Source organism: Streptomyces sp. NPDC002676, assembly GCF_053592455.1.
The window spans coordinates 280,214-304,175 of sequence record NZ_JBSFVT010000004.1 but is presented as its reverse complement, the minus strand read 5'-3'; the positions used below and the strand labels follow the sequence as shown (position 1 = coordinate 304,175).

Genomic DNA, 23,962 nt, shown 5'->3' with positions numbered 1-23,962 from the left:
TTGAACCTGACGGAGCGTCAGCTGAGAAGCCTCGTGCAGTGGCCAGAATCAGCGCCCCCGGAAATCCGGGTTCCGGCGCTCCACGAAGGCCCGCAGCCCCTCCCGCGCGTCCTGGGTCGTCATGTTGATCTCCTGGGCCGCGGCCTCCGCCGCGAAGGCGCCGGCCCGGTCGCCGTCGAGGGAGGCGTTCACGAGCTGCTTGGTGAGGGCGAGCGCCCGGGTGGGCCCCGCGGCCAGCCGCGTCGCCCACTCCCGGGCCGTCTTCTCCAGCTCCCCGTCCGGCACCACCCGGTTGACCAGCCCCAGCCGCTCCGCGTCCGGCGCCGCGAGCGCGTCCCCGAAGAACATCAGCTCCTTCGCCCGCTGCGGACCGATCAGCCGGGGGAGCAGGTAGGCCCCGCCACCGTCCGGCACGAGTCCGCGCCGCACGAACACCTCGATGAACCGGGCCGACTCGGCCGCGAGGACCAGGTCGCAGGCGAGCGCGAGATGGGCGCCGAGCCCGGCCGCCGTGCCGTTCACGGCGGCGATCACCGGCTTCTCGCAGTCCAGTACCGCGGAGATCAGCCGCTGGGCGCCCCGGCGGATGGTCCGCGCCACATCGCCGGCGACGCGCTCCCCGCCGCCCGTCCCGCCCCGCAGGTCCGCGCCCGCACAGAAGCCGCGCCCGGTGCCCGTGAGCACGACCGCCCGTACGTCAGGGTCGGCGGACGCCTCGCCCAGCAGCTCGATGAGCCGCTCCCGCCCGGCGGGGGCGAGGGCGTTCAGGGCCTTTGGGCGGTTCAGGGTGACGTACGAGACGTGCTCGCGGAGCTCGTGCCGTACCGAGTCGTCGCTCACCGGCACACCACCAGCGCGTCCAGCGCCACCGCGCCCTGCCCCCGGGGCAGCACCATCAGCGGGTTGATGTCCAACTCGGCTATCGAGTCGCCCAGTTCGAGGGCCATGCGCTGCACGCGCAGGATCACCTCCACCAGCGCGTCGAGGTCGGCCGGCGGGCGGCCCCGGACGCCGTCCAGCAGGGCCCGGCCGCGCAGCTCGGCGAGCATCGCGCGGGCCTGCTCCTCGCCGAACGGCGGCACGCGGACAGCGGCGTCGCGCAGCACCTCCACCAGCACCCCGCCGAGCCCAACGGTCACGGTCGGGCCGAACAGCTCGTCGTGCGTGACCCCGACGACCATCTCCACACCCTGCTCGACCATCTGGCACACCAGGACGCCGTCCAGCGAGACGCCCTCGTAGCGGGCGATGTCGGTCAGCTCGCGGTAGGCGTCCCGGACCTGGCTGGCCGAGGTGAGCCCGATCTTCACCAGCCCCAGCTCGGTCTTGTGGGCGATCTGCGCGCCGGACGCCTTCATCACCACCGGGTAGCCGACCTGCCCGGCCGCGCGTACGGCGGCTGCCGCGCTGGTCACCAGCTGCTCGCGCGGCACCCGGATGCCGTAGGCGCGCAGCAGCTGCTTGGCCGCGTGCTCGCTGAGCTGCTGCCCGGGGCTCAGCAGGGCCTCGGCCTTGCGGAAGGAGGGGGAGGGGGTGCGCGGGGCCTCGTCGAAGGGGGAGCGGTAGCCGCTCACGAAGCGGTGGTGGCCGAGCCAGGCGCGGACGGCGGTCAGGCAGTTGCCGACGGTGCGGAAGGTGGCCACGCGGGAGGAGCCGAGCAGGACCTCCCGGTACGCCGGCTCGGTGCCGACCGGCGACCCCCACACCACGCACACCAGCTTGTCCGTCTCCTCGGCGGCCTCCACCAGGTCCTTGACCAGCTTGTCGCTGAGCGGCGGGAAGGGACCGGTGATCGGGCAGACGAGCACGCCGACCTCGGGGTCGGCGAGGATCGCGTCGATGATCTTCCGGCCGCGCTGGTCGCCGACCGGGTGCCCGCCGTTGTCCACCGGGTTGGCCACGCTCAGGTACTCGGGGATCCACTGGTGCAGCTCGGCCTGCTTGGCGGGCGACAGCCTCGGCAGCGAAAGCCCCAGCCCGGCCGCGAGGTCGGCGACATGGGCTCCCGTGCCCCCGGAGATCGAGTAGACGGCCACACCCTGCGCCAGCGGGGCCCGCGCCCGCGCCAGCAGGGCGGCGGTGTCCTGGAGTTCGTCGAGGCCGTCGACGCGCACGACGCCGTACTGCCGCATCGCCGCGTCCACCACGTCGTCGGCGCCGGTGAGCTTGCCGGTGTGCGAGGCGGCCGAACGGGCGCCCGCCTCGGTGCGGCCCACCTTCACCGCGACCACCGGCACCTTGCGGCGGGCGGCGCGGTCGGCGGCGAGCAGGAAGGCACGCCCGTCCTTCAGTCCCTCCAGGTAGGCGGCGATGGCGCCGACCTCGGGCTGTTCGGCGAACCAGGAGATGAAGTCGGCGCTCTCCAGGTCGGCCTCGTTGCCGGTGGGCGCCCAGTGGGAGAGCCGGATGCCCAGCTCCTGGAGGGCGAAGACGGGCCGGCCCTGGTGTCCCGACTGGGTGACGAGCGCGATCGCGGGCCCCGCCAGATCGTCCCGGAACCGCTCGAAGGCGTTCAGGTTGGTGTTCGGCCCGAGCAGCCGCAGCCCCGACCGCCGTACGGCGTCGGCGAGTTGCTCCTGCGCCTCGGCCCCCTCCGCGCCGCTCTCGGCGAAGCCGGAGGCGAAGGCGACGGCGAACTTCACCTTGGCCTCGGCCAGTTCCCCGATCACCGGCAGCGGATCGGCCACCAGCAGCACGGCCAGGTCGACCGGTCCGGGCAGGTCGGCGACGGAGGCGGAGCAGGGGACGCCGAAGACGGCCGGCCGGGTCGGATGCACCGGATGCACCCGCGCCCCCACCCGCTCGGCCCAGCCCAGCAGTTGCCGGGTGATCCCGGTGTTGGGGCGCCCCTCGGTGTCCGAGGCGCCGATCACGGCCACCGACTCGGGCCGGAAGAACCGCGCCAGGTCAGGTACGTCCGCGTACAGCGGCCGTCCGCTGACGTCGAGGTCGTCCACCTGATCGTGGACGACGGGTCCGGGCCGCTGCTCACCGCAGGCGATGACCCGGGCCCGGCGGGAGTCGGTGGTGAGGGTGCCGTGGGTTGATCCAAGCATCGTTCCGCCCGCTCCTGTGTGGACGGCACTGCGCGACAGCGCCGTGTGACAGCAGATTTCAACTGACGCAGTGTCAGATTACTGAACTGACGGAACGTCAGGAACGGGTCGGACCGGCAAAAGTTACCGCCGGGTGCTCACGGCCTTCGCGATCTTCCCGGCGTCGATGGCCAGTTCCCGGAGCATTCCGCTGATCGGGTTGGTGTACCCGGTGAAGTACAGGCCGGGCGCCCCGTCGGGCGTACGGCCGCCGTGCACCACCGGCTTCCCGCGCCCGTCCAGCACCCCGAGATGCCCGACCAGCCCCTCCAGGGCTCGCTCGTACCCGGTCGCCGCGATCACCGCTTCCGGCTCGATCCGGGTGCCGTCGGCGAGGACCACCTTCCCGTCCTCGAAGGACTCGACGGCGGCCACGATCTCGACCTTCCCCTTACGTACGGCGTCGATCAGGCCGACGTCCTGGACCGGGATCGCGCCCTGCCTGACCCTGCTGTACAGGCCGGTGTCCGGGCGGGGCAGCCCGTGGGTGGACAGGTCCGGCACGCCGGCCCTGGCCTGGAGCCGGCACAGCCGGTCCACGAGCCGTACCGGCAGCCGCCGTACCAGCACGCCCGAGTACTGCGCGGGCCAGCCGAGGGTGGAGCGGCGTACGAGGTGCGGGACGGTGCGCACGGCCAGCCGCACCCGCGCGGCCCCGCCCTCCACCAGGTCCACGGCGATCTCGGCACCGGTATTGCCGACGCCGACGACGAGCACGTCCCGGCCCGCGTAGGGCTCGGCGTTGCGGTACGCGCCGGCGTGCAGGAACTCCCCGTCGTACCCCTCCCGGCCCGGCCAGTCGGGCACGCGCGGGGTGTGGTTGTAGCCGGTGGCGACGACCACCGCGCTGCCGGTCAGCTCCCGCCCGCCGGAGGCGTGCAGCAGCCAGCCCTCCCCGTCGGCGGCCCGCTCGATCCGGTACACCTCGACGCCGGTGACCAGCTCCAGCTCGTGGTGCTCGGCGTACTTCTCCAGGTAGCGGACGACGTTGTCCCGGGACACCCAGCGCCCGAACCTGCGGGGTATCGCGAGGCCCGGCAGCGCGGACAGCCGGCGGGTGGTGTGCAGGTGCAGCCGGTCGTAGTGGCGCCGCCAGGACGCCCCGACGTGGTCGGCCTTCTCCAGGAGCACCGCCCGTACGCCCCGCGCCCGCAGCGCGTACGCGGTGGCGAGGCCGCCGGGGCCGGCGCCGATGACGTAGACGGGTCGGTCGTCGGTGGTCCGCGCCAGGGCTGCGGGGGAGGAATCGGGGGCTGCCATGAGCGCGAGCGTAATCACGCACCCGGTTGATGGGTCTCGGTCAAGACCGGAATTGGTTGCGGATTGATCACGGCTGTTCGGGAATGGCGTGCGAGTGGTGAAGAAGTGCGACGCCCGGCCTGCCGAACCTCTCGGCAATCCCTTCTGTCTGACGTACCGTCAGATTCATGGATGCGATAGGGCTCGACGGTGCCCAGTGGCTGGCGGTGCTGCGGATCGGCCTCGGACTGTGGTGGCTGGAGAGCTGGCGGCACAAGGACAAGAAGGCCTGGTTCGAGCGCGGGACCGGCATCGCCTGGGCGGCGGACGTGGCGGCCAAGCACCGCTGGGCCCCGGTACGGACGGGCTTCGCGACGGTGGTGCAACCGCGGCCGAAGCTCATGGCGTACGTCGTGGCCTACGCCGAGCTGGCCCTCGGCCTCGGCCTGATCCTTGGCTTCCTGACCCCGGTCGCCCTGGTCGGCGGCCTGCTGCTGAACGCCGTCTACTTCGTCCTCATGATCCACGACTGGGCGGAGCAGGGCCAGAACTCGATGATGGCGCTGATCTCGGCCGTGGGTTTCTTCGGTATGGCCTGGCAGAGCTGGTCGGTCGACGCGTGGCTGGGGTGGTTCTGATGCGAGCGACGGGACGGTTGTGATGAGCGGGGTCCGCTACGACCTCCCCGAGGCCGATGCCTTCACCCGCCCCTACTGGGACGCGGCGCAGGCGGGCCGCCTGCTGATCCGCCGCTGCGCGGCCTGCGGCCGGGCCCACCACTACCCCCGCGAGTTCTGCCCGCACTGCTGGAGCGAGGAGGTCACCTGGGAGCAGGCGACCGGCCGGGCCAGCCTCTACACCTGGTCCACGGTCCACCGCAACGACCTCCCGCCTTTCGGCGACCGCACCCCGTACGTCGCCGCGGTCGTCGAACTCGCGGAGGGGCCGCGCATGATGACGGAACTGGTGGAGTGCGACGGGTCCGGGCTGACAGCGGGGATGGAGCTGGAGGTCACCTTCCGGGAGGAGAAACCGGTTTTCAGACCGAGGGGCTGAACGGGACCATGCCCGCATGCCTTCCTCTTCCTGGCGACTGACCGAAGACCTGGACGACTTCCTCTCCCGCGCCGGAGAATTCCTGCGCTCCCGCCCGGCCCTGCACACGGTGCCGCTGACGGTGACGGACGCGCTGCGCAGGCGCGGCCTGCACGCGTACGGCGACCGGGCCCCGCTCTTCGGCACGCTCGGGGAGGCGGAGGGCGGGGTGCGAGCAGTTCTGCTGCACACCCCGCCGCACCGCGCGTACCTCACGCGGCTCACCCCCGAGGACGCCGAGGGCCTCGTGGACCGCCTCGCCGCCCCGGGGCATCCGGTCGCCGGTGCCTGCGCCGAACGGGACACGGCCGCGGCGTTCGCCAAGGCGTGGCAGCGGCGCACCGGAGCGACGGGCAGGCTCCATGAGCGTCAGCGGCTCTACCGCCTGGGCGAGTTGACCGCGCCGAAGCCGGTGCCGGAGGGCCGTGCGCGGGTCGCCGGGGCCGGTGACCGGGAGCTGTTGACGCGTTGGCACGTCGAGTTCGTCGAGGCGGCGGGGCTGTTCAGTGTCCAGGACCCGGCCGCGTGGGCGGACTCCCGCCTGGCCTACGGCGGCATCACCCTCTGGGAGACCCCCGACGGCATCCCCGTCTCCATGGCCGGCGCGACCCCCGAGATCGCCGGCCAGGTCCGCGTGACACCGGTGTACACCCCTGCGGCCCTGCGCGGCCGGGGCTACGCGGGCGCGGTGACGGCCGAGGTGAGCCGGGCCGCCCTGGAGCGGGGCGCTGCGGAGGTCCTCCTCTTCACGGACCTGGCGAACCCGACGAGCAACGCGCTGTACCAGCGGATCGGATACCGGGAAGTCGCCGACTTCGCCGCCTACGAGTTCGGCGGCTGAGGCGCGAACGTCACGGCCACAACAACCCCCTGCTCCAGCCGGACTCCGTACGCCGGTACTCCAACCGCACGTGCCGTCGCTCGGCATCCCCCTGGAAGAACTCCACCGTCTCCGGGCGCAGCCGGTACAGGGTCCAGGTGGGCGAGGGTTCCGTGGGATGGCTGCGGGCCCGCTCCCAGGCAGCTTCCGACGCCTGCCGCAGTTCCTCCACCGAGGACAGCTCCTCGCTCTGCCGCCCGGTGAGCGCCGCCGCCAGCGCCCCCGTCGACCGTGCGTGCAGGTCCGCCTGGCTCTGTGCCGAGGGCGCCGCCGTCACCGGTCCGCGCAGGCGGACCTGGCGGCCCAGCACCGGCCAGTAGAAGGCGAGGGCCGCGTACGGGTGGGCGGTCAGGGCCCGGCCCTTGCGGCTGGTGGCGTGGCCGGCGAAGGACCAGCCGTCGGCTTCGGCGCCGTGCAGCATCACGATCCGTACGTCCGGCTTCCCCTCCGCGTCCGCCGTCGCCAGCGACATCGTGTGCGGCTCCGGCTGCCCCGCCTCCACCGCCTCCGCGAACCAGCTCGTGAAGAGGGGCAGCGGTGCCGGGGGAGCCGTGTCCGGGTCGAAGGACGGCAGCCGCGTCGCCTCGGGAGCCCAGACGCGCAGAGTCCGGAGCAGTTCGTGGAGATCGGTGTGTGCCATGGGCCGAGTATCCCGTTCCCGGTCTCCCTCACCCGTTCGGGTCGCCCGGCGACCCGCATGAGCGCATCGGAGTGCGGGGCCGCCCGACCGCGAACACGCTGGGACCGTGGGCGACGGGACCGACGGTGAGGACGGATGATCGTAACGGCGGTGTCGATGCCGGAGGGGACCGGCACCCGCGTGGACGTGTCGGAGGCGCGTCGGCGCCTCGCCACCGCTCGCTTTCTGCTCGTCGACATCGAGCTGCCGGCACACGGCCCGGAGCAGCCCGAGCCGCTGGCCCGGACGCTCGGGCTGGGGACCGAGGAGCTGCCCTGGTTCGGCAGGGCGGAGGAGCCCGCCCGGGCCGACTTCCTGGGAGACGTCCTCGGCCTCGTCGTACCGGTGGTCCATGACACCCGGGTCGCGTACGTCCACGCCGTGACGACCGAACGCTTCCTGGTCACCGCGCACCATGGCCCGGCGGTTCTGGGGCCGGACGTCTTGGTGCAGGTACGGCGGGAGAAGCCGCACGATGCGGTGGATCTGCTGTTCTTCCTGCTCCAGGAGTCCCTGGCGACCTACCGCCGGGCCGCGGTGGCGGCGCTGCTGGAGGTGGAGGAGCTGGAGGACGCCATGTTCCAGCAGCGGCGCCCCGAACAGGTCTACCGGCTGGCGCAGCTGCGTCGCCGCTCCGCCCTGCTGCACCACTCGCTGCTGCCCTTCCTGCAAGCGGTGGACGAGGTCATCACGCGCAGGCTGGTGAGCCGCGACTTCCCGGAGGAGCGGCAACGGCTCGCCAGGGAGTTCCAGCAGGCGTCGCGGCTGGTCCTCGCGACCGTCGAGTCCCTCCAGGAGGCCGCCCGCCGGGCCTTCGCCAGCTACTCGTCCCTCGTCGCGGGCGAGCAGAACACGGTGATCAACCGGCTGGCCATCGTGTCGGTGATCTTTCTGCCGCTGTCGTTCCTGACCGGGTTCTTCGGTATGAACTTCACGTTCCTCACGAACAAGCTGGAGAGCAGGAGCGAATTCTGGCTGCTCGCCGTGGGGCTGCAGGTGGTCGCCCTGTTGGGCTCCGTCTACCTGCTGCGCCGCACCCGGATCTGGCGCAGCCTGCGCGAGGACGACTAGCGAGTGCGAGGTTCATCGGCCCAGCACCACCGTCCCCGACGAGCAGAACCACCCCCCGGTCCCGGAGGCGACGCCGAGCCGCGGCAACCCGCCGTCCCGCCGCCGTACCTGTCGCTCGCCCGCCTCCCCGCGCAGCTGCCGCACGGCCTCCACCAACAGGAACAGCCCGCGCATGCCGGGGTGTTGGGCGGACAGGCCACCCCCGTCCGTGTTCACGGGGAGTTCTCCGGACACCAGCAGCCGGCCCTTCTCCACGAACGCCCCGCCCTCGCCCTTCGCGCAGAAGCCCAGGTCCTCCAGGGTCACCAGGGTCATGTAGGTGAAGGCGTCGTAGATCTCCGCGAAGTCGATCTCGGCCGGGCGCACCCCGGCCCGTTCGAAGGCCAGCCGACCGCTCACCGCCGCCGGGGAGACGGTGAAGTCCGGCCACTCGGACATCGTGGCGTGGGAGACGTGCTCGCCGGTGCCGAGGATCCAGACGGGGGCCGTACGGCAGTCCCGTACGTACTCCTCGGCCGCCAGCAGCACAGCCGCGCCGCCGTCCGAGCGGATGCAGCAGTGGAGCTTGGTGAAGGGGTCGGCGATCATCGGGCCGGACAGGACGTCGTCGACGGTGACCGGGTCGCGGAACATCGCCCCGGGGTTGAGGGCCGCGTTGGCCCTCGCCTGGACCGCGACCTCCGCCAACTGCTCGATCGTCGTGCCGTGTTCGATCATGTGCCGGCGGGCCGCCATCGCGTACTTGGCGATCAGCGTGTGGCCGTAGGGGACCTCGAACTGGAGGGGGCCGCCTGCGCCGAACGACAGGTTGCCCGTCCTGCGGCCGGCCTTGACGTCCGCCCGCGCGGTCGAGCCGTAGACCAGCAGGACGGCGTTCGCGTGGCCCGCCGCGATCGCGTCCGCCGCGTGGGCCGCCATGACCTCCCAGGTCGAGCCGCCGACCGAGGTGGAGTCCACCCAGGTGGGGCGCAGGCCCAGGTACTCGGCGACCTCGACGGGCGCCAGGGTGCCGAGCCCGGCGGAGGCGAAGCCGTCGACCGCCGTGCGGTCCAGGCCCGCGTCGGCCAGGGCCCGGCGGGCGGCCTGGGCGTGCAGGGCGTACGCAGTCGCGTCGTCCACGCGTCCGCAGTCGGACAGGGCCACGCCGACCACGGCGACTTTCCGGCTCCCGCGCGTCATGAGAGGGCTCCTCCCCCTGGGCATCTCGTTCCGGCCCTCCTAATATGACGGTCCGTCAGATGCGGAGGGAAGAGCCATGGACACCCGCCTCACCGCCGAGCAGGACGAGATCCGCCGTACCCTGCGCGAGCTGCTGCACAAGCGCTGTGGCTCCGCCGAGCTGAGGGCCGCCGTCGACAGCCCGGCCGGGTACGACCCCGCCCTGTGGACCGCCCTCGCCGAACGCCTCGGCCTGCCCGGGCTCGCCCTGCCCGAGGCGTACGGCGGTGTCGGCTGCGCGGTCACCGAACTCGCCCTCGCCTGCGAGGAGGTGGGCCGGGCTCTTGCCCCCTCCCCGCTGTTCGCCACCGCCGTCCTCGCCGCCCCGCTGATCCTTGCCCTGGGCACCGAGGCCCAGCGCGCCGGCCTCCTGCCCCGGCTGGCCGCCGGCACCCGCACCGCCGCCCTCGCCGTTCCCGGGCCCGCCCTCGCCGCCGCGCTCGCCCTGACCGGCGGCAACGGCGGGCAGTGGGCCGGCGGTGGGCGGGCCGGGGGAGTGCAGGCCCGGCGCACCGCTGACGGATGGCGGCTGTACGGGCAGGCCGACCAGGTGCTGGACGGGCACAGCGCGGACCTGCTGCTCGTCGCCGCACACACCGGCGGCTTCGCCCGGTACCGCACCCTCCTCTTCCTCGTGGCGGGGGACGCGGAGGGGGTCGTACGGACCCGGCAGACCGCCCTCGACGCCACCCGGCCGCAGGGCAGGATCCAACTCCGGGACGCACGAGTCGAGTTGCTCGGAGAGGGCGAGGAGGCCGACGTACTCGGCGCCCTCGCCCGGCTCGGAGACGGCGCCGCCGCCGTGCTGGCCGCCGAGGCCGTGGGGGCCGCCGACCGGGTGCTGGAGCGGACCGTGGAGTACGTCGGGCAACGCGAGCAGTTCGGGCGGCCCGTCGGATCCTTCCAGGCCGTGAAGCACCGGCTGGCGGACGTGTACGTGGCCGTACAGGCGGCGCGGTCGGCCGCGTACTACGCCGCTTGGGCGACGGCGCAGGGTGAGTCGGTGGGAGGGCTCGCGCTCGCCCAGGCGCTGCAAGCGCTGCGGCTCGCCTCCGCCGAGGGCATCCAGCTGCACGGCGGCATCGGGTTCACCTGGGAGCACGACGCCCACCTGTACTTCAAGCGGGCCGCCGGTGACGAGCTGCTGTTCGGCCCGGTGCACCGGCTGCGGGACCGCGCCGCCGAGACCGCGGGGCTCTTCGCGCACGGGGAGGTGGCGGTGTGAGGGCCGGGAGAGGTGACGGCGTGCGGGCCGGAATCGGCGTGCGAGCGGTTCAGAAGGTGTCGTCCACCCGCCTCTTCGCGAAGACCGCCCCACACGTCGTCCCCGCCCTGGACCGCGCCGTACACCGCCTCACCCGGGGAAAGGTGCTGCTCAGCGCCCAGCTGCTGCCGGGCCTGATCCTCACCTCCACCGGCGCCCGCAGCGGGCAGCCCCGCCGGACCCCGCTGGCCTGCCTGCCGGAGGCGGACGGCCGGAGCTGGATCCTCGTCGGCTCCAACTTCGGGCGCACCGGCCACCCCGCCTGGACCCACAACCTGCTCGCCCATCCGCAGGCCTCCGTCAGCTGGCGGGGCGAGGACATCCCGGTCACCGCCCGCCTGCTCACCGGCGAGGAGCGGGCCACCGCCTGGAAGGCCGCCCTCGCCTTCTGGCCGCCGTACGCCGCCTATCAGGCCCGGGTGGAGCGCGAGATCCGGCTGTTCCGGATCACCCGGGACGAGGGGCCTCCGCGCACCGGGCAGGGTCACGCCGGGTAGGGGGCACGCGGCGTTGTCGGTGTCGGCTAAAACGTCGCCAGCCGCTCCACCAGCAGGAACGCCCCGATGCCGAGCATCGCCGCACCCGAGGTGCGGGTGACCGCGCGGGCCGCGGCCGGGCGGGCGGCCAGCAGGGCGCGGGCGAGGGCGCCGACGGTCAGGTAGACGGCCGCGCAGCACGCCATGTGCAGCAGGCCCAGGGCGGCCGTCTGCGCGGGGACGGGCAGGTGGGCGCCGCGCAGGGTGAGGAACTGGGGCAGCACGGAGAGGTAGAGCAGCAGGCCCTTGGGGTTCAGGCCGCTGATCGTGGCGCCCCGCAGGAAGAGCCGCCGGTCGGTGCCGGGAGTCTCGGCCGCCGCGTCCGGGACCGCCGGGCGGCGCAGCACCCCCCACCCCAGCCACAGCAGATACCCGGCGCCCGCCACGGTCAGGGCCGTCAGCAGTTGCGGCGAGCCCGCCACCAGGACCGCGAGGCCCGCCGTCGCCAGGACCGTGTGCAGGGCGTACCCGCTGACCAGGCCCGCGACCGCGCGGGTCACCGGCCGGCCGCGCAGGGCGGTGGCGATGACGTACGCCCAGTCGGCGCCCGGCACGCACACCAGCAGCAGGTCGACGGCGAGGAAGGAGAGGAGCAGTCCCGAGTTCATGACGGGGACATTAGGCGTGAATGGCCCAAAGGTGTTCCTGAAGTTTGCCCACGATCGCGGGATCTGGGCAAATATCTTCCTCATGGACGACGTGGACCGGAAAATCCTTGCCGAGCTGCAACAGGACGGGCGGCTGACCGTGACCGAGCTGGCCGCGCGGGTGCGGCTCAGCGTCTCGCCGTGTCACCGGCGGCTGCGCGAGCTGGAGCGGTCCGGCGCCATCCAGGGCTACCGGGCGATCGTGGACCCGGGTTCGCTCGGGCTGAACTTCGAGGCGCTGGTCTTCGTGTCCATGCGGCAGGAGGACCGGGACACGGTCGCCGAGTTCGAGCGGGCCATCAGCGAGCTGGAGCACGTCCTCGACGCCCAGCGGCTGTTCGGGGAGCCCGACTACCTGCTGCGGGTGGCCACCGCCGACCTCGCCGCCTTCCAGCGACTGTACGACGAGCGGCTCGCGACCCTGCCGGGGGTGCAGCGGCTCACCTCGACGCTGGTGATGAAGCACGTGGTGCGGGACCGTCCACTGCCCGCATAGCAGCGCAGGCGGCGGCTCACCGAGAGTGAACCACCGCCTGCCAGACAGGACTTGGAACCGGACGAAAAAATGGTGTTGCTTCGTCTTATTTCGTCGGCTTCTTGCCGGTCACGCCCAGGTGCACCAACAGCGCCAGGTTCGGCTTCAGTTCGGCCTGCTTCACACCCCAGGTCTGGAAGCCCTTCTGGTGCGAGGCGACCGCCGCGAGCATCGCGACCAGTGAGCCGGCGATCGCGGCCGGGTTCACGTCCTTGTCGACCCTGCCCTTGGCCTGGAGTTCGGCGATGGCTTCGGCGAGGGAGTTGTTGACCGAATTGAGGATCTTCATGCGGAGCTTGTAGAACCGTTTGTCCCCCTCTGCGGCGCCGAGATCGACCACGCGCAGGATGGCGTCGTGCTTGCGCCAGAACTCCAGGAACCCGTCCACGAGTTCCTGGGCGGTCTGCCAGCCCGCCTTGCCGCCCCAGGTGCGCCCTTCCAGGAGTTCGGTCAACCCGGCGCCCTCGGCGGCCATTTGATCCGCGATCTCCAGGACGGCACCTTCGACGTCCGGGAAGTACTGGTAGAAGGTCGCGGGCGAAGTCCCCGCCTTCCGGGCGACATCGATGACCTTGACGTCCCGGTAAGGGGAGGAGCTGAGCATCTCGCTGAGGCAGTCGAGCAGCTTCTGCCGGGTCGCCTGCCCTCGCCGACCGGCCACGCGGCCGTCGACGGTACGCACTTGTCCTGTCATGCCGTCAGCTTACCGAGGGGTGATCGGAGCGCGATTCGGCCGACTGCAAATGGGGTGCGCGGGCGCACTGAGGGTGGTGTGGCTGGTCTGCGCGGTGCGGGCGGCCCGGTTACTTTGGCGGCATGGCCGAAAACAGGGCATCCGTGAACGAAGAGGCGTACGGACGGGCCGGGTCGTACGGCGAAGGCGTCCCCTGCTGGGTGGACGCCCGGCTTTCCGACGTCGAGGCGGGCAAGCGGTTCTACGGTGAGCTCTTCGGGTGGACCTTCGAGGACGCGTACGGCTCCTCCGTGTGGGCCCGGCTGGCGGGGGAGCCCGTCGCCTCGCTGGCCCCGAAGACGGACGGCCGCATGCCCACCGTCTGGACGGTCTCCTTCGCCACCCCGGACGCCACGGCGCTGTGCCGGCGGATCACCGAGGTGGGCGGGCAGGTGGTCATGGCTCCGTTCCCGGTGGGCGACCTCGGGGTCGCCGCCCTCGCCGCCGACACCGAGGGTGCGGTGTTCGGCCTGTGGCAGGCGGGCAGGCACCGGGGCTTCGGGCGCCGGCACGCCCCCGGCACCTTCGTCTGGGCCGAGCTGTACACCCGGGACACCGCCGCCGCCAACACCTTCTACGGCAGCCTCTTCCACGACGCCCTGTTCGGCACCGACGCCGAGCCCGACTTCGGGCGCGCGCACGTCACCGAGGTGTTCCCGGCCGAGATGCCCCCGCACTTCCTCACCCACTTCCGGGTCACGGAGCTGGACGACGCCCTCGGGGCCGTGCAGCGGCTCGGCGGGCGGGTGCAGGCGCCGCCCTTCGAGACGTCGTACGGACGGGTGGCCGTGGTCACCGACAATCAGGGGGCGTCGTTCGCGCTGCTGCAGCGCTGATACGTCCACTCTGTCCGGAGACATCCGCAGACACCCCGATTTCTCACCGGGTTCGCAACCGGGGCCCCGGCCAGGAAGAATCAGGGTGCGTGCCGCCATGGCGGTGCGGTGGTGAGACGCTGCACTTCGGCCGCGTCCGGATATGGGTGGCGCGGCTTGTACGGGGAGGTGGCAGGCAAGTGGTGGATCAGCTGACGCAGCACGATCCGCGGCGGATCGGGCCGTTCGAGGTGCTGGGCCGGTTGGGCGCCGGCGGCATGGGGCTGGTCTATCTGGCACGCTCGGCGTCCGGCCGGCGCGTGGCGATCAAGACGGTGCGCACCGAACTGGCCGAGGACCAGCTCTTCCGCGTCCGCTTCACCCGCGAGGTGGAGGCGGCCCGCGCGGTCTCCGGCTTCTACACGGCGGCCGTGGTGGACGCCGACCCCCGGGCCGCAGTGCCCTGGCTGGCCACCGCCTACGTCCCCGCGCCCTCCCTCGAAGAGATAGTGAACGATTGCGGGCCGCTCCCGGCCCAGGCGGTGCGCTGGCTCGCCGCGGGCGTCGCGGAGGCCCTCCAGTCCATCCACGGCGCGGGCCTGGTCCACCGCGACCTGAAGCCCTCCAACGTGCTCGTGGTCGAGGACGGCCCCCGGGTGATCGACTTCGGTATCGCCTCCGGCGTCTCGAACACCCGCTTGACGATGACGAACGTCGCCGTCGGCACCCCCGCCTACATGTCCCCCGAGCAGGCCAAGGACTCCCGCAGCGTCACCGGCGCCAGCGACGTCTTCTCGCTCGGCTCCATGCTGGTCTTCGCCGCCACCGGCCACCCGCCCTTCCACGGCGCCAACCCGGTCGAGACGGTCTTCATGCTGCTGCGCGAGGGCCCGGACCTCACCGGCCTCCCGGACGAGCTGCGCCCGCTCATCGAGCTCTGCATGCAGATGGAGGCGACCGGCCGCCCCAGCCCCGCCGACCTCCAGGCCCAGCTCGCCCCCCACCTCTTCGGCTCCGGCTCCGACGACAGCGGCACCGCCTCCGCCTGGCTGCCCGAGAAGGCCGTCGCCCTGATCGAGGCCCGCCGCGGCGGCCGTCCCGCCGCCAAGCCGGCCCCGACCGCGCCGGGCCCGCGCAGCGGCGGCATCGGTGGCGGCGGCAGAGGGCCTGTCCCCCCGCCGCCGTCCTACGACCCCGCCGTCTCGGTCCCGGCCCCCGCACCGGTCGGTGTGGGCGCGCCCGACACGGGTCCGGTCCGGCTGGCCGGCGCCCAGGTGCCCATCGGCCCCGGCCCCCGGGTCGCCGACGCCCGCGCCGCCGCCGTCAAGGCACCCCCGCCGGAGGCAGGCCTGGTCGCGACCTGGTCCCGCCCCCGCCCCGGCGTGGCCGCCGCCGACCCCGTCGTACCGCCCGCCCCGGCGGCGCCCCCGGAGTCCCCCTCCGGCTGGCGCCCCTGGCGTTTCCGCATGTCCAACGACGTCTGGGGCACCCCCGCCGTCGACGACGACCTCGTCTACGTCACCTCCTTCGAGGTGCACGCGCTGGACGTGTCCACCGGCCGCCGCCGCTTCAAGACCCGCGACGTCGCCTGGTCGATGGCAGTCGCGGACGGCCGTATCCACGCCTCCGACGGCCCGACCCTCTTCGCCCTGGACGCCCGCGAGGGCACCGACCTGTGGCGGCTGTCCACGGACTCCTGGGTGTACTCCCTCAACGCCGACCACGGCACCGTCGTCACCGGCACCCGTGGCGGCGGCGCCCAGGCCTGGGAGGCATCGAGCGGCCAGAAGCTGTGGGAGATCTCCGGCTGCCAGACCGACTTCGAGTCCCCCGAGGCCGGCCCGCTCGTGCACGACGGCACGGTCTACGTCTGGCAGGACGCCCGGCTGCGCGCCCTGGAGGCCCGCACCGGTGAGGAGCGCTGGTCGTACCCCATCGGCGACGCGGCCTCCTGCGGCGGCGTCCCGGTCCGCATCGCCCCGGCCCCCGACGGCTACGTCTACGTCTCCGCCGGCACCCGCGTCCTCGCGATCGACGTGGCCAGCGGCATGGTGCGCTGGCACTTCGAGGCCCCGGCGGTCTTCCTGTGCCCGCCCGCCTTCGTCCCCGGCCCCGCGGTCACCGGCGGCGGCGTCTACCTCGCCGACTACCTCGGCACGGTCTACGCCCTCGACGCCACCGACGGCCGCGACCGCTGGCGCATCGCCACCGAGGCCCGCTCGTCGATAGAGCCGGTCCTGGTGGCGGCGGGCCACGTCCACGTGGGCAGCGGCAAGGGCCTCTACACCCTGGACGCGGTCACCGGCACCCCGAAGTGGCGGTTCCAGGCGGGCGGCGAGGTCGTCGGCGCCCCCGCGGTGGCCGAGGGCCGCATCCACTTCGGCTCCACCGACCACCTCCTCTACACCCTCAAGGCCGACGACGGCCGCCTGCGCTGGAAGCTGGCGACGGGCGGCGAGATCACCGGCTCGCCCGTGGTGCAGGACGGGGTGGTGTACGCGTGCAGCAAGGACCGGTGCGTGTACGCGCTGGACGCGGAGAAGGGCACGGGAACGGCACGTACGGCCTGATAGACCCCCTGGGGGACGGCCGTCGTACCGGTTCATACGGAAGGGCCCCGAACGGCGGCCGTCTCACGGCTGACGCTACCTCCGGCGCGGGACACCCGCCAGGGGGTTCCACGGGGCGGACGGTCAGCGCAGCCGGAACCCCGCTCGCCGCCCCGTGAACAGCTGGGCCTGCCGCTCGACCGGCAGATTGCCGAGCGCGATGAGCTGCGGCGCCTGCGCGTAGGCATGCGCACGCGCGGCCTCCTTGGCCGCCCACAGCGCCCGCACTGTCCCCTGCACGGCCTCGGCGGGATGCCCGGCGATGACGGCGGCACACCGCAGGGCGACGTCCAACGCCGCGCCTTCTTCGGCGACTTCGGAGACGAGCCCGATCTCGTAGGCCCGCTGAGCCGAGATCCGCTCGGCGCTCCCCATGAGCATCATCCGAGCGACCTCTCCGTACGGCATCCGCTGCTGCATCAGCACGGACTCATAGGCGCTGACCATGCCGTACGTCGTGTGCGGATCGAAGAAGGTGGCGGTACCGTCGGCGACGACGAACTCGCTCTCCCCGAGCAGATAGAAGGCCCCGCCGCAGGCCATGCCCCGCACGGCGGCCACGACCGGCTTCCACAGGTCGTTCGCCTTCGGCCCGACGGCGAGCAGCGGATCGTCCTGCATGTACGGCGACGAGGGCTGCGGCACGACGACGTCCCGGTCGATCCCGGTACAGAAGGCCCGCTCCCCGGCGCCGGTGAGGACGACGGCGCGGACGGAGTCGTCGAACCGCAACGCCCGCCAGACATCGGCAAGTTCGCGCACCATGACCAGGTCGATGGCGTTGAGCCGCGAGGGCCGGTCCAGGGTGACGACCGCGACGCCGGTGTCCTTGTCGACGGTGAGGCGGAGGGTGCTCACGCGGGCACCCACTGCGGAAGCCCGTCGCGGAAGACCACCTGAACCCGGGCGCCGATCCTCAGACCGTGCGGATCAAGGGAGTTGAGCTCCGCTCCCGCCTCGCGCACGACGTTCCCCACGAGCCGGATGCCCGGGGCGTCCTCCAGCTCCACGAGGACGACGTTGTACGGGGCCTGGACCGCGTAGTCGGGCAGCAGCGGAGGATGCGGCACGACGTACGACCACACGCGCCCGCGCCCCGAGACCGGCCGCCACTCGCCGGCGAAGGACTGGCAGTGCGGGCAGCAGGGCCGGGGCGGGAAGCGGGGTACGGCGCAGTCGCCGCAGACCTGGACGCGCAGCTCGCCACGGGCGGCGTACTCCCAGAAGGGAGCGCCGTCGGTATCGGTGACGGGAGTCAGCATGCTGGGGTTCAACTCCTCGGTTCCTCAGTTCCTCGGTTCCTCAGTTCCTCGGCTCCTCAGTTCCTCAGCAGGAGGGCGGAGGTGGGGACGCCTTCGCCGGCGGTGACGAGGCAGGTGGCGGCCCCGGGAACCTGCGCGGTACTGGTGCCCCGCAGCTGCTTCACCCCTTCGTTGATGAGGTTGAATCCGTGCACGTAGGCCTCGCTGAGCCCGCCGCCCCCGGTGTTGATCGGCAGCCGCCCCCCGATCTCCAGCGCCCCCTGCTCGGTGAACGCCCCGCCCTCCCCGCGCCCGCAGAACCCGTACCCCTCCAGGGAGAGGGGTATGAGGGGGGTGAACGCGTCGTAGATCTGGGCCACGTCCACGTCGTCGGGCGTGAAGTCGGCGTGCTTCCACAGGTGTCGGGCGGCGGTCCAGGCGGGCCCGGTGAGCGGGTCGTCGGTCCAGTAGTTGACCATGCCGTGGTGCTGTGCGGGCAGCCCCTGGGCGGCGGAGTGGACGTACACGGGCCTCTTGGCGCAGTCCCGCGCCCGCTCCCTGCTGACGAGTACGCAGGCGAGGGCGCCGTCCGTCTCCAGGCAGTTGTCGAAGAGGCAGAGGGGTTCGCTGATCCACCGGGAGGTCATGTACATCTCGCGGGTCAGCGGCCGTTCGTACATCACGGCGGCGGGGTTCTGGTTGGCCCGGTTCCGGCAGGCGAGAGCGACGTTGAACAGATGATCCCGGGTGGCGCCGTACTCGTGCATGTAGCGGCGGGCGAGCATGGCGATCTCGTCGGCGGGCCGCAGCAGCCCGAAGGGCCGGGTCCACTGGGCGGGAGTGGGGAGTTGGGCGCTGGTGTTCGTCCAGGGCCGGGGCCCGGATCCCCGCTTCCGCGACCGCCAGGCGACGCCGACGGTGGCCTGCCCGGAGGCGATGGCGGCGGCGAGATGGGCCACGGTGGCACATGAACCACCGCCTCCGTACCCCACCTTGCTGAAGAAGGTCAGATCCCCGAACCCGACGGCCTTGGCCAGCTCCACCTCATCCGTCTCCTCCATGGTGTAGGAGGCGAGGGCGTCGACCTCGCCGGGGGCGATCCCGGCGTCGTCGAGGGCGGCGAGGACGGCACGGCAGGCGAGGGTCTTCTCGCCTTCGGGAAGGTGCTTGGCAAATGCGGTCTGCCCGATCCCGACGATGGCAGTGGCGTCCTTCAACCCGGATCCTGCCATGGTGTGGCCCCCTTCCACTGGCTGACTGTCCGTCAGATTACAGCTAATCTGACGGACAGTCAGCTATGCCGTAGGGGGCTGCTATGAGTGACTGGGACACCATCCCGGAGCTGATCCAGTGGTCGGCCGAGCGATACGCGGACACCGAGGCGGTGGTGGAGGGCCGTACGCGGATCACGTACGCGGAACTGGGCGCCCGCGTGGAGCGCGCGACGGCGGCGTGCATGGCGAGCGGGGTGGCAGTGGGCGACCGGGTGGCGATCTGGGCCCCCAACTCCCTGGACTGGATGGTCGCGGCGCTGGGCGCGGTGTCGGCGGGCGCGGTCCTCGTCCCGCTGAACACCCGCTTCAAGGGTACGGAGGCGGCGGACGTGCTGCGCAGGAGCGGCGCACGACTCCTGTTCGTGACGGGAACCTTCCTGGGCACGTCGTACGTGGCGTCGCTGAGGAGGGCGGCGGGTGCGCAGGGTGACACGGGCGCCCGGGGTCCACTTCCGGGCCTGCCTGCCCTGGAACAGGTGGTGGTCCTGTCGGACGACGCCCCCCAGGACTTCCGCACGTGGAAGGACTTCCTGGCGGGAGGGGAGGGGGTAGCGGGACCCGAAGTGCGCGGCCGGGGCGCTGATGTGGACGGCGACTGCCTCTCGGACATCATCTTCACCTCGGGCACGACGGGTTGCCCGAAGGGCGCGATGATCACGCACGCCCAGACCCTGCGAGCGTACGAGATCTGGTCGGACCTGGCGGGTCTACGCACCTCGGACCGCTACCTGATCATCAACCCCTTCTTCCACACCTTCGGTTACAAGGCCGGGGTGCTCGCCTGCCTGATGCGCGGGGCGACGATGATCCCGCAGCCGGTGTTCAACGTGGACACGGCGCTGGCGAACATAGCGGCGGAACGCATCTCGGTCCTGCCGGGCCCACCCACCCTCCACCAGTCCCTGCTGGACCACCCCTCCCGGAACGCCCACGACCTCTCGGCTCTCCGTCTGGTGGTGACAGGCGCGGCGGTCGTACCGCTCCGACTGGTGGAACGCCTGCGCGGCGAACTCGGCGTGGACACGGTCCTGACGGCGTACGGCCTCTCGGAGGCGAGCGGCATCGTCACGATGTGCCGCCGGGGCGACGACCCCGAGCTGATCGCGACGACGTCCGGCCGCGCGATCCCCGGTACGGAACTGAAGGTGGTCGACCCGCAGGGGACTTCAGTACCCCCCGGCACCCCGGGCGAGGTCCTGGTCCGGGGCTTCAACGTCATGCGCGGCTACTACGAGGACGAGCAGGCGACCAGGGAGGCCGTGACCCCGGACGGCTGGCTGCACACGGGCGACGTGGGCGTCCTCGACCCGGCCGGCAACCTCCACATCACCGACCGTATCAAGGACATGTTCATCGTCGGCGGCTTCAACGCGTACCCGGCGGAGATAGAACGCCAGCTGGGCCTCCACCCGGAAGTGGCCGACGTGGCGGTCATCGGCATCCCCGACCCCCGCCTCGGCGAGGTCGCCAAGGCCTTCGTGGTCCGCCGCCCCGACTCCCCCCTGACCGCGGACGACCTGATCGCCTGGTCCCGCCGAGAGATGGCGAACTACAAGGTGCCGAGGGCGGTGGAGTTCGTAGGGGAGCTGCCGCGGAACGCGAGCGGAAAGGTGACGAAGGCGGAGTTGCGGGGGCGGGGGTGGGGGCGGGGGTGAAGGGGGAGTTACGGAAGGGCGGTGTTGGTGAAGTGACCGTTGGGAGCGCCCTTTACTCGCCTCGCGGAAGCACGACACTGGCCAAGAAGCGGGCGGCCCCAACAGTCACCGGGAATCACCGGCCAGGTCAGTCAGGGCGGCCCTGATCTCCTCAACCATGTACGCAGGTCGGTGGAAAACATCCTCGGCGCTGAAGCGGAGGAGGCTGCGGATCTCCGGGCAGCGGAGGAGCTGGTTGTAGCGGTTGATGTCCCGGCGGTGGGCGTCACGAGTGCCGTGATAGGCGTACCCCTCGATCTCCACTCCCAGCCCTGCCGCCCGGAACAGGAAGTCGACGACGCGGCGGCTGCCATCTGGGGTGCGCAGCTCGGCCTGACTCTCGGGATGGAGGTCAGCGTCGTGCATGCGCAGTCGGGCAAGGGTCTCCGCAGGAGAACCGGCGAGCGGATCGCTCAGGCGCAGCCAGCTCCGGGCGCGGACCGATCCCTGTGCGGCCGACTGCAGCGCGGCAGCGATCTCGTTCTGCGTGGCCAGCGGCGCACGTCGGACGTGTCCGACCCGGCGGTACGTCAGCGCCGAGTCCACCGCGACGATCGCCTCGTCCCTCGGGCCACGTCTGAGCAGGTCGGCGAGCGTGCGTGCCGGGGCGGTGAGCCGTAACCCCTGTCGTTCCACGATGTCCCTCACGCTGAGCGGAGTCCGGTGCACGCGTACGCCGCTGGCCACGCGGCGGATGGTGAGCTGCGGGTCGATGAATTCCAATGGCGCCTTGCGGCCACCGCCGAGCATCTCGATCCTCCAGAGGGCAGCCGCTGAGCCATGGCTCACGACGAGCCGGGGTTCGCGGAGCAGCACGGGCCGGAGCCGAGTGATCAGGTCCGGCTCCCGCCCCGGCTCGGCCCAGGCGCCCTGCCGAAGCTGGGTCCAGCCCTCTGCCCGCAGCGCCCGCGTGAGGCTGCGCCGAGGCCAGCCGGCCTCGACGGCACGTGAGGTGAGCAGGACGCCCCTGTCCGCCAGCGCCCTCAGGTCCCTTCGCTCCACCCGGGCAAGATCGCAGAAACCGTGAGCTGCTGCTTGCCCTGTGGATAACGGGGCGGGTCAGGCCGGGTCAGTCCTTCAGCGAGCCGAGGAAGGCGCTCCAGGCGAGAGGCCGGAAGAGCAGCACGGGCCCTTCCTGGGCCTTCTTCGAGTCGCGGACGGGGACGACGCCGGGGTGGGCGTCGGAGACTTCGACGCAGTCGCCGCCGCTGCCGTTGCTGTAGCTGCTCCTGCGCCACACGGCGGTGCTCAGGTCAATCCCGGTGCTTGCCATCTCGGTAGTCCTCTGCCGCTCGTTCGACCATGGCCAGGGACGCCTCTGGCGGGAGTGCCGCGGCCCTGAGCAGATCGTACGACCTGCGGTAGTCCTTCACGAGCGCTGGATAGTCGATGAGTTGGCCATTGTGGAGGCCCTCGGTGTAGGCCACCGGCGGGGCGTCCGGGAAGGTCATCACCTTCATCATGCCCATCATGAACGGGTAGGCGGCTGCCGTTTGCGGGAGGATCTGCAGAACGCCCTGCGTGGAGCGGATCACGTGAGCGATGTGCTCCAGCTGAACCGCCATCGCCCTGGGCGGCAGGAGAGGCTTGCGGACGAGGGATTCGTGCAGCACTGCCCAGAACGAGGGCCGCTCCTCGCGCTTCCAGATCTCCGCGCGCTTCAGCCGGGCCCGGACCTGCTTGTCGACCGTGTCGGGCGGCAGCCAGTGCAGCGAGGTGTGCACGACGGCCTCGGCGTATGCCTGGGTCTGCAGCAACCCCGGAACGAGCATCGGAGCCCACTCCTCGATCGTCTCCGCATGCTGCTCCATCTCGGCCACATCCGCGAAGTACTCCGCATGCCCCGACTGCCGTGCCCTGCGCGCATCTTCGCAACGCCGCTCGAAAAACCCGTCCGTCCCCAGCACCTTGTCGACGTGCCGGGCCAGATCCATCGGCATGCGTCGCTCACCGCGCTCGATCTGGCTCAGGAAGGGAACGCCTCGGAAGCTTCCCTCGGCCAGTTGTTCCAGTGTGAGGCCTGCCAGCTCCCGTTGGTAGCGCAGCTCGGCGCCGTAGAAGGAGGGGACGTTGGCCGATGCGTCGGGGTCTTTGCGTGGGGGCACAATTCATCACCGCCGTTTGCCAGTTGTGCTGCGTAGCCGAAACCTCTTCAAAAGGTACCGGCGATGGCGTCAGGGTGTGACTGTTTCATCACAGAGAGCACAGGAAGGCGTACGCAACCGTGTCGTCCTCGAATCCCCCCACCCGCCGCTCCGCCGGCTCCGCCTACGACACCACCCTCTGCGTGGACGACCTGCGTGCGGCGCTTTCCGCCCGTGGGATCACCCTCCCCTCCCTCCGGGTCGACCTGCCGAGCTTCGCGGGCCGGTACGAGCCCCCGGCCGGCCTGGTCGCACTCGGCAACTGCAACATGGCGACGGCACGCAAGCTGGCGGAGGTGCTGCGCGGTGACGGCCGGATGCCGAGCCTGCCGCCTCTGGACGTCGAACTCGTCGCCGTACCGAAGGCGCTCCAGGGCCTGCGCCGCACCGTCCGCCGTTATCTGGGCGGCCCCTGCGCCGAGGTTCAGCTCTGCGTCACCGAACTCGTCACCAACGTCATCCGGCATGTGGGAGAGGGGACTTCAGTCCGTGTACGGGTGGCCCGGACGGTGGATGGGAACCGTATCCGCGTCGAGGTCACGGACCCGGCCGAGCAGGCCCTCCCCGTACTCCTGCCCACCGTGGACGCCGACGAGAACGGACGCGGCCTCGCCCTGATCGGTGCGGTGGCGGTGCGGTGGGGCGTGGAGCAGGGCGCGGACCACAAGAAGGTGTGGTGCGAGCTGGGTGGGGTGGATGCTGCCAAGTCTCCGAGGGCTGCCAAGTGACAAGGCAAGGGGTCGAATATCCGCTCGGCCCCTCATATGACCTGGACCGCCCCCTTGACGCGCCTCGGCCGCGACGGCTCCCCCTCCGCGCCGCCGCGGCCGATCTCCCCCGTGTGACGGAAGGCCCTGTCAGGCCTTCTCGTCGGTGGCGTGCGAGTTGTCCGGCGTCGCCGTACCAGTGGTGGCCTCTGTGGTGGAGGCGGTGATCTTCGGCGAGCCGATGGTGGCGTGACTGTTCATGGTGGTGATCTGCGCCGGCTCGATCGTGGCATGGCTGTTCATGGTGGTGACCTCAGCCGGCGTCTCGGTGTTTGCCGGCGCGGCCTCGTTCGGCTTGTCGTTGCTCATGACTCCGCTCCCCTGAAAGTGCGTTGCGATGGGTCTTGCAAGGCCCGTCCGGCAGCTCCCCCGAGGGCCGCCGGACGGGTGTTCTAGGCCGGTACACCTTACGGCGCGGCCACGTGA

Annotated in this window: 25 protein-coding genes; 11 read left to right on the top strand and 14 right to left on the bottom strand. The window is 72.0% G+C overall.

Annotated features, from left to right (window positions below):
• Nucleotides 1-48 precede the first annotated feature (48 nt).
• From ACWD3E_RS14685 to ACWD3E_RS14675, 3 genes are all read right to left on the bottom strand, one after another.
• Nucleotides 49-846 carry an enoyl-CoA hydratase/isomerase family protein gene (locus ACWD3E_RS14685; protein WP_451387903.1) on the bottom strand — a complete coding sequence of 266 codons (798 nt, stop codon included), beginning with the start codon at nucleotides 844-846 and terminating at the stop codon, nucleotides 49-51.
• A complete protein-coding gene (locus tag ACWD3E_RS14680; RefSeq protein WP_451387902.1) occupies nucleotides 837-3,056 on the bottom strand; it encodes an acetate--CoA ligase family protein in 2,220 nt (739 codons plus the stop codon). Before ACWD3E_RS14680 ends, ACWD3E_RS14685 begins: the two co-directional genes overlap by 10 nt.
• Nucleotides 3,057-3,179: 123 nt before the next feature.
• The gene (locus tag ACWD3E_RS14675; protein WP_451387901.1) at nucleotides 3,180-4,355 is read right to left on the bottom strand and encodes a flavin-containing monooxygenase; all 1,176 of its coding nucleotides are present in this window, start codon (nucleotides 4,353-4,355) and stop codon (nucleotides 3,180-3,182) included.
• Between the two features lie 167 nt (nucleotides 4,356-4,522).
• Between ACWD3E_RS14675 and ACWD3E_RS14670 the strand changes: the two genes are divergently transcribed.
• From ACWD3E_RS14670 to ACWD3E_RS14660, 3 genes are read left to right on the top strand one after another with little or no spacing between them, the layout of a single operon-like run.
• Nucleotides 4,523-4,972 (top strand): DoxX family membrane protein, encoded by a 450-nt coding sequence (locus ACWD3E_RS14670; RefSeq protein WP_451387900.1) that lies wholly within the window; start codon nucleotides 4,523-4,525, stop codon nucleotides 4,970-4,972.
• A gap of 22 nt (nucleotides 4,973-4,994) precedes the next feature.
• Nucleotides 4,995-5,390, top strand: a complete 396-nt coding sequence (locus ACWD3E_RS14665) for a Zn-ribbon domain-containing OB-fold protein (protein ID WP_451387899.1) — start codon at nucleotides 4,995-4,997, stop codon at nucleotides 5,388-5,390.
• A gap of 16 nt (nucleotides 5,391-5,406) precedes the next feature.
• The gene (locus ACWD3E_RS14660; RefSeq protein WP_451387898.1) at nucleotides 5,407-6,270 is read left to right on the top strand and encodes a GNAT family N-acetyltransferase; all 864 of its coding nucleotides are present in this window, start codon (nucleotides 5,407-5,409) and stop codon (nucleotides 6,268-6,270) included.
• A gap of 10 nt (nucleotides 6,271-6,280) precedes the next feature.
• Here the strand turns inward: ACWD3E_RS14660 and ACWD3E_RS14655 are convergent, their stop codons facing one another.
• Nucleotides 6,281-6,949: a pyridoxine/pyridoxamine 5'-phosphate oxidase gene (locus tag ACWD3E_RS14655; protein ID WP_451387897.1), complete on the bottom strand. Its 669-nt coding sequence runs from the start codon at nucleotides 6,947-6,949 to the stop codon at nucleotides 6,281-6,283.
• Between the two features lie 135 nt (nucleotides 6,950-7,084).
• Here ACWD3E_RS14655 and ACWD3E_RS14650 point away from each other — a divergent pair, with 135 nt between their 5' ends.
• Nucleotides 7,085-8,059 (top strand): magnesium transporter CorA family protein, encoded by a 975-nt coding sequence (locus ACWD3E_RS14650; RefSeq protein WP_451387896.1) that lies wholly within the window; start codon nucleotides 7,085-7,087, stop codon nucleotides 8,057-8,059.
• 12 nt (nucleotides 8,060-8,071) lie between these two features.
• Here ACWD3E_RS14650 and ACWD3E_RS14645 read toward each other — a convergent pair whose 3' ends face one another.
• Nucleotides 8,072-9,238 (bottom strand): thiolase C-terminal domain-containing protein, encoded by a 1,167-nt coding sequence (locus ACWD3E_RS14645; protein ID WP_451387895.1) that lies wholly within the window; start codon nucleotides 9,236-9,238, stop codon nucleotides 8,072-8,074.
• 76 nt (nucleotides 9,239-9,314) lie between these two features.
• On the opposite strand from ACWD3E_RS14645, the gene ACWD3E_RS14640 reads away from it, so the two are divergent.
• Nucleotides 9,315-10,502 carry an acyl-CoA dehydrogenase family protein gene (locus ACWD3E_RS14640; protein WP_451387894.1) on the top strand — a complete coding sequence of 396 codons (1,188 nt, stop codon included), beginning with the start codon at nucleotides 9,315-9,317 and terminating at the stop codon, nucleotides 10,500-10,502.
• Between the two features lie 20 nt (nucleotides 10,503-10,522).
• Entirely contained in the window at nucleotides 10,523-11,038 is a 516-nt protein-coding gene (locus ACWD3E_RS14635; RefSeq protein WP_451387893.1) for a nitroreductase family deazaflavin-dependent oxidoreductase, read from the top strand.
• Nucleotides 11,039-11,064: 26 nt separating this feature from the next.
• On the opposite strand, the gene ACWD3E_RS14630 is transcribed toward ACWD3E_RS14635, so the two are convergent.
• Nucleotides 11,065-11,685 (bottom strand): LysE family translocator, encoded by a 621-nt coding sequence (locus ACWD3E_RS14630; RefSeq protein ID WP_451387892.1) that lies wholly within the window; start codon nucleotides 11,683-11,685, stop codon nucleotides 11,065-11,067.
• An 82-nt stretch (nucleotides 11,686-11,767) separates the two neighbouring features.
• Here ACWD3E_RS14630 and ACWD3E_RS14625 point away from each other — a divergent pair, with 82 nt between their 5' ends.
• Nucleotides 11,768-12,220, top strand: coding sequence for an Lrp/AsnC family transcriptional regulator (locus ACWD3E_RS14625; RefSeq protein ID WP_451350669.1), 453 nt, complete (start codon nucleotides 11,768-11,770; stop codon nucleotides 12,218-12,220).
• A gap of 85 nt (nucleotides 12,221-12,305) precedes the next feature.
• Here the strand turns inward: ACWD3E_RS14625 and ACWD3E_RS14620 are convergent, their stop codons facing one another.
• Complete coding sequence (locus ACWD3E_RS14620; RefSeq protein ID WP_451350670.1) at nucleotides 12,306-12,953, bottom strand: TetR family transcriptional regulator; 648 nt, start codon at nucleotides 12,951-12,953, stop codon at nucleotides 12,306-12,308.
• 122 nt (nucleotides 12,954-13,075) lie between these two features.
• On the opposite strand from ACWD3E_RS14620, the gene ACWD3E_RS14615 reads away from it, so the two are divergent.
• Both ACWD3E_RS14615 and ACWD3E_RS14610 read left to right on the top strand, forming a co-directional pair.
• Nucleotides 13,076-13,828 (top strand): VOC family protein, encoded by a 753-nt coding sequence (locus tag ACWD3E_RS14615; RefSeq protein WP_451387891.1) that lies wholly within the window; start codon nucleotides 13,076-13,078, stop codon nucleotides 13,826-13,828.
• Nucleotides 13,829-14,007: 179 nt separating this feature from the next.
• On the top strand, nucleotides 14,008-16,377 hold the full coding sequence (locus tag ACWD3E_RS14610) for an outer membrane protein assembly factor BamB family protein (RefSeq protein WP_451387890.1): 2,370 nt from the start codon (nucleotides 14,008-14,010) through the stop codon (nucleotides 16,375-16,377).
• 123 nt (nucleotides 16,378-16,500) lie between these two features.
• Here the strand turns inward: ACWD3E_RS14610 and ACWD3E_RS14605 are convergent, their stop codons facing one another.
• From ACWD3E_RS14605 to ACWD3E_RS14595, 3 genes are read right to left on the bottom strand one after another with little or no spacing between them, the layout of a single operon-like run.
• Entirely contained in the window at nucleotides 16,501-17,274 is a 774-nt protein-coding gene (locus tag ACWD3E_RS14605) for an enoyl-CoA hydratase/isomerase family protein (protein ID WP_451387889.1), read from the bottom strand.
• Nucleotides 17,271-17,678, bottom strand: a complete 408-nt coding sequence (locus ACWD3E_RS14600; protein WP_451387888.1) for a Zn-ribbon domain-containing OB-fold protein — start codon at nucleotides 17,676-17,678, stop codon at nucleotides 17,271-17,273. The genes ACWD3E_RS14605 and ACWD3E_RS14600 overlap by 4 nt, the downstream gene beginning before the upstream one ends.
• 56 nt (nucleotides 17,679-17,734) lie before the next feature.
• Nucleotides 17,735-18,889 (bottom strand): lipid-transfer protein, encoded by a 1,155-nt coding sequence (locus tag ACWD3E_RS14595; RefSeq protein WP_451387887.1) that lies wholly within the window; start codon nucleotides 18,887-18,889, stop codon nucleotides 17,735-17,737.
• An 83-nt stretch (nucleotides 18,890-18,972) separates the two neighbouring features.
• Between ACWD3E_RS14595 and ACWD3E_RS14590 the strand changes: the two genes are divergently transcribed.
• Complete coding sequence (locus tag ACWD3E_RS14590; RefSeq protein ID WP_451387886.1) at nucleotides 18,973-20,586, top strand: FadD3 family acyl-CoA ligase; 1,614 nt, start codon at nucleotides 18,973-18,975, stop codon at nucleotides 20,584-20,586.
• Between the two features lie 105 nt (nucleotides 20,587-20,691).
• Here ACWD3E_RS14590 and ACWD3E_RS14585 read toward each other — a convergent pair whose 3' ends face one another.
• From ACWD3E_RS14585 to ACWD3E_RS14575, 3 genes are all read right to left on the bottom strand, one after another.
• Complete coding sequence (locus ACWD3E_RS14585) at nucleotides 20,692-21,627, bottom strand: hypothetical protein (RefSeq protein WP_451387885.1); 936 nt, start codon at nucleotides 21,625-21,627, stop codon at nucleotides 20,692-20,694.
• Between the two features lie 67 nt (nucleotides 21,628-21,694).
• A complete protein-coding gene (locus ACWD3E_RS14580) occupies nucleotides 21,695-21,898 on the bottom strand; it encodes a DUF397 domain-containing protein (protein WP_451387884.1) in 204 nt (67 codons plus the stop codon).
• Entirely contained in the window at nucleotides 21,879-22,730 is an 852-nt protein-coding gene (locus ACWD3E_RS14575; RefSeq protein ID WP_451387883.1) for a helix-turn-helix domain-containing protein, read from the bottom strand. Before ACWD3E_RS14575 ends, ACWD3E_RS14580 begins: the two co-directional genes overlap by 20 nt.
• A 119-nt stretch (nucleotides 22,731-22,849) precedes the next feature.
• Here ACWD3E_RS14575 and ACWD3E_RS14570 point away from each other — a divergent pair, with 119 nt between their 5' ends.
• Nucleotides 22,850-23,497 (top strand): ATP-binding protein, encoded by a 648-nt coding sequence (locus ACWD3E_RS14570; RefSeq protein ID WP_451387882.1) that lies wholly within the window; start codon nucleotides 22,850-22,852, stop codon nucleotides 23,495-23,497.
• A gap of 129 nt (nucleotides 23,498-23,626) precedes the next feature.
• On the opposite strand, the gene ACWD3E_RS14565 is transcribed toward ACWD3E_RS14570, so the two are convergent.
• Nucleotides 23,627-23,845 (bottom strand): hypothetical protein, encoded by a 219-nt coding sequence (locus ACWD3E_RS14565; RefSeq protein ID WP_451350678.1) that lies wholly within the window; start codon nucleotides 23,843-23,845, stop codon nucleotides 23,627-23,629.
• Nucleotides 23,846-23,962 lie beyond the last annotated feature (117 nt).

Coding starts and splice junctions, on each gene's coding strand:
- ACWD3E_RS14680 (WP_451387902.1), bottom strand. CDS start 3,056: ATGCTTGGATCAACCCACGGCACCCTCACCACCGACTCCCGCCGGGCC.
- ACWD3E_RS14675 (WP_451387901.1), bottom strand. CDS start 4,355: ATGGCAGCCCCCGATTCCTCCCCCGCAGCCCTGGCGCGGACCACCGAC.
- ACWD3E_RS14670 (WP_451387900.1), top strand. CDS start 4,523: ATGGATGCGATAGGGCTCGACGGTGCCCAGTGGCTGGCGGTGCTGCGG.
- ACWD3E_RS14665 (WP_451387899.1), top strand. CDS start 4,995: ATGAGCGGGGTCCGCTACGACCTCCCCGAGGCCGATGCCTTCACCCGC.
- ACWD3E_RS14660 (WP_451387898.1), top strand. CDS start 5,407: ATGCCTTCCTCTTCCTGGCGACTGACCGAAGACCTGGACGACTTCCTC.
- ACWD3E_RS14655 (WP_451387897.1), bottom strand. CDS start 6,949: ATGGCACACACCGATCTCCACGAACTGCTCCGGACTCTGCGCGTCTGG.
- ACWD3E_RS14650 (WP_451387896.1), top strand. CDS start 7,085: ATGATCGTAACGGCGGTGTCGATGCCGGAGGGGACCGGCACCCGCGTG.
- ACWD3E_RS14645 (WP_451387895.1), bottom strand. CDS start 9,238: ATGACGCGCGGGAGCCGGAAAGTCGCCGTGGTCGGCGTGGCCCTGTCC.
- ACWD3E_RS14640 (WP_451387894.1), top strand. CDS start 9,315: ATGGACACCCGCCTCACCGCCGAGCAGGACGAGATCCGCCGTACCCTG.
- ACWD3E_RS14630 (WP_451387892.1), bottom strand. CDS start 11,685: ATGAACTCGGGACTGCTCCTCTCCTTCCTCGCCGTCGACCTGCTGCTG.
- ACWD3E_RS14625 (WP_451350669.1), top strand. CDS start 11,768: ATGGACGACGTGGACCGGAAAATCCTTGCCGAGCTGCAACAGGACGGG.
- ACWD3E_RS14620 (WP_451350670.1), bottom strand. CDS start 12,953: ATGACAGGACAAGTGCGTACCGTCGACGGCCGCGTGGCCGGTCGGCGA.
- ACWD3E_RS14615 (WP_451387891.1), top strand. CDS start 13,076: ATGGCCGAAAACAGGGCATCCGTGAACGAAGAGGCGTACGGACGGGCC.
- ACWD3E_RS14600 (WP_451387888.1), bottom strand. CDS start 17,678: ATGCTGACTCCCGTCACCGATACCGACGGCGCTCCCTTCTGGGAGTAC.
- ACWD3E_RS14595 (WP_451387887.1), bottom strand. CDS start 18,889: ATGGCAGGATCCGGGTTGAAGGACGCCACTGCCATCGTCGGGATCGGG.
- ACWD3E_RS14590 (WP_451387886.1), top strand. CDS start 18,973: ATGAGTGACTGGGACACCATCCCGGAGCTGATCCAGTGGTCGGCCGAG.
- ACWD3E_RS14580 (WP_451387884.1), bottom strand. CDS start 21,898: ATGGCAAGCACCGGGATTGACCTGAGCACCGCCGTGTGGCGCAGGAGC.
- ACWD3E_RS14565 (WP_451350678.1), bottom strand. CDS start 23,845: ATGAGCAACGACAAGCCGAACGAGGCCGCGCCGGCAAACACCGAGACG.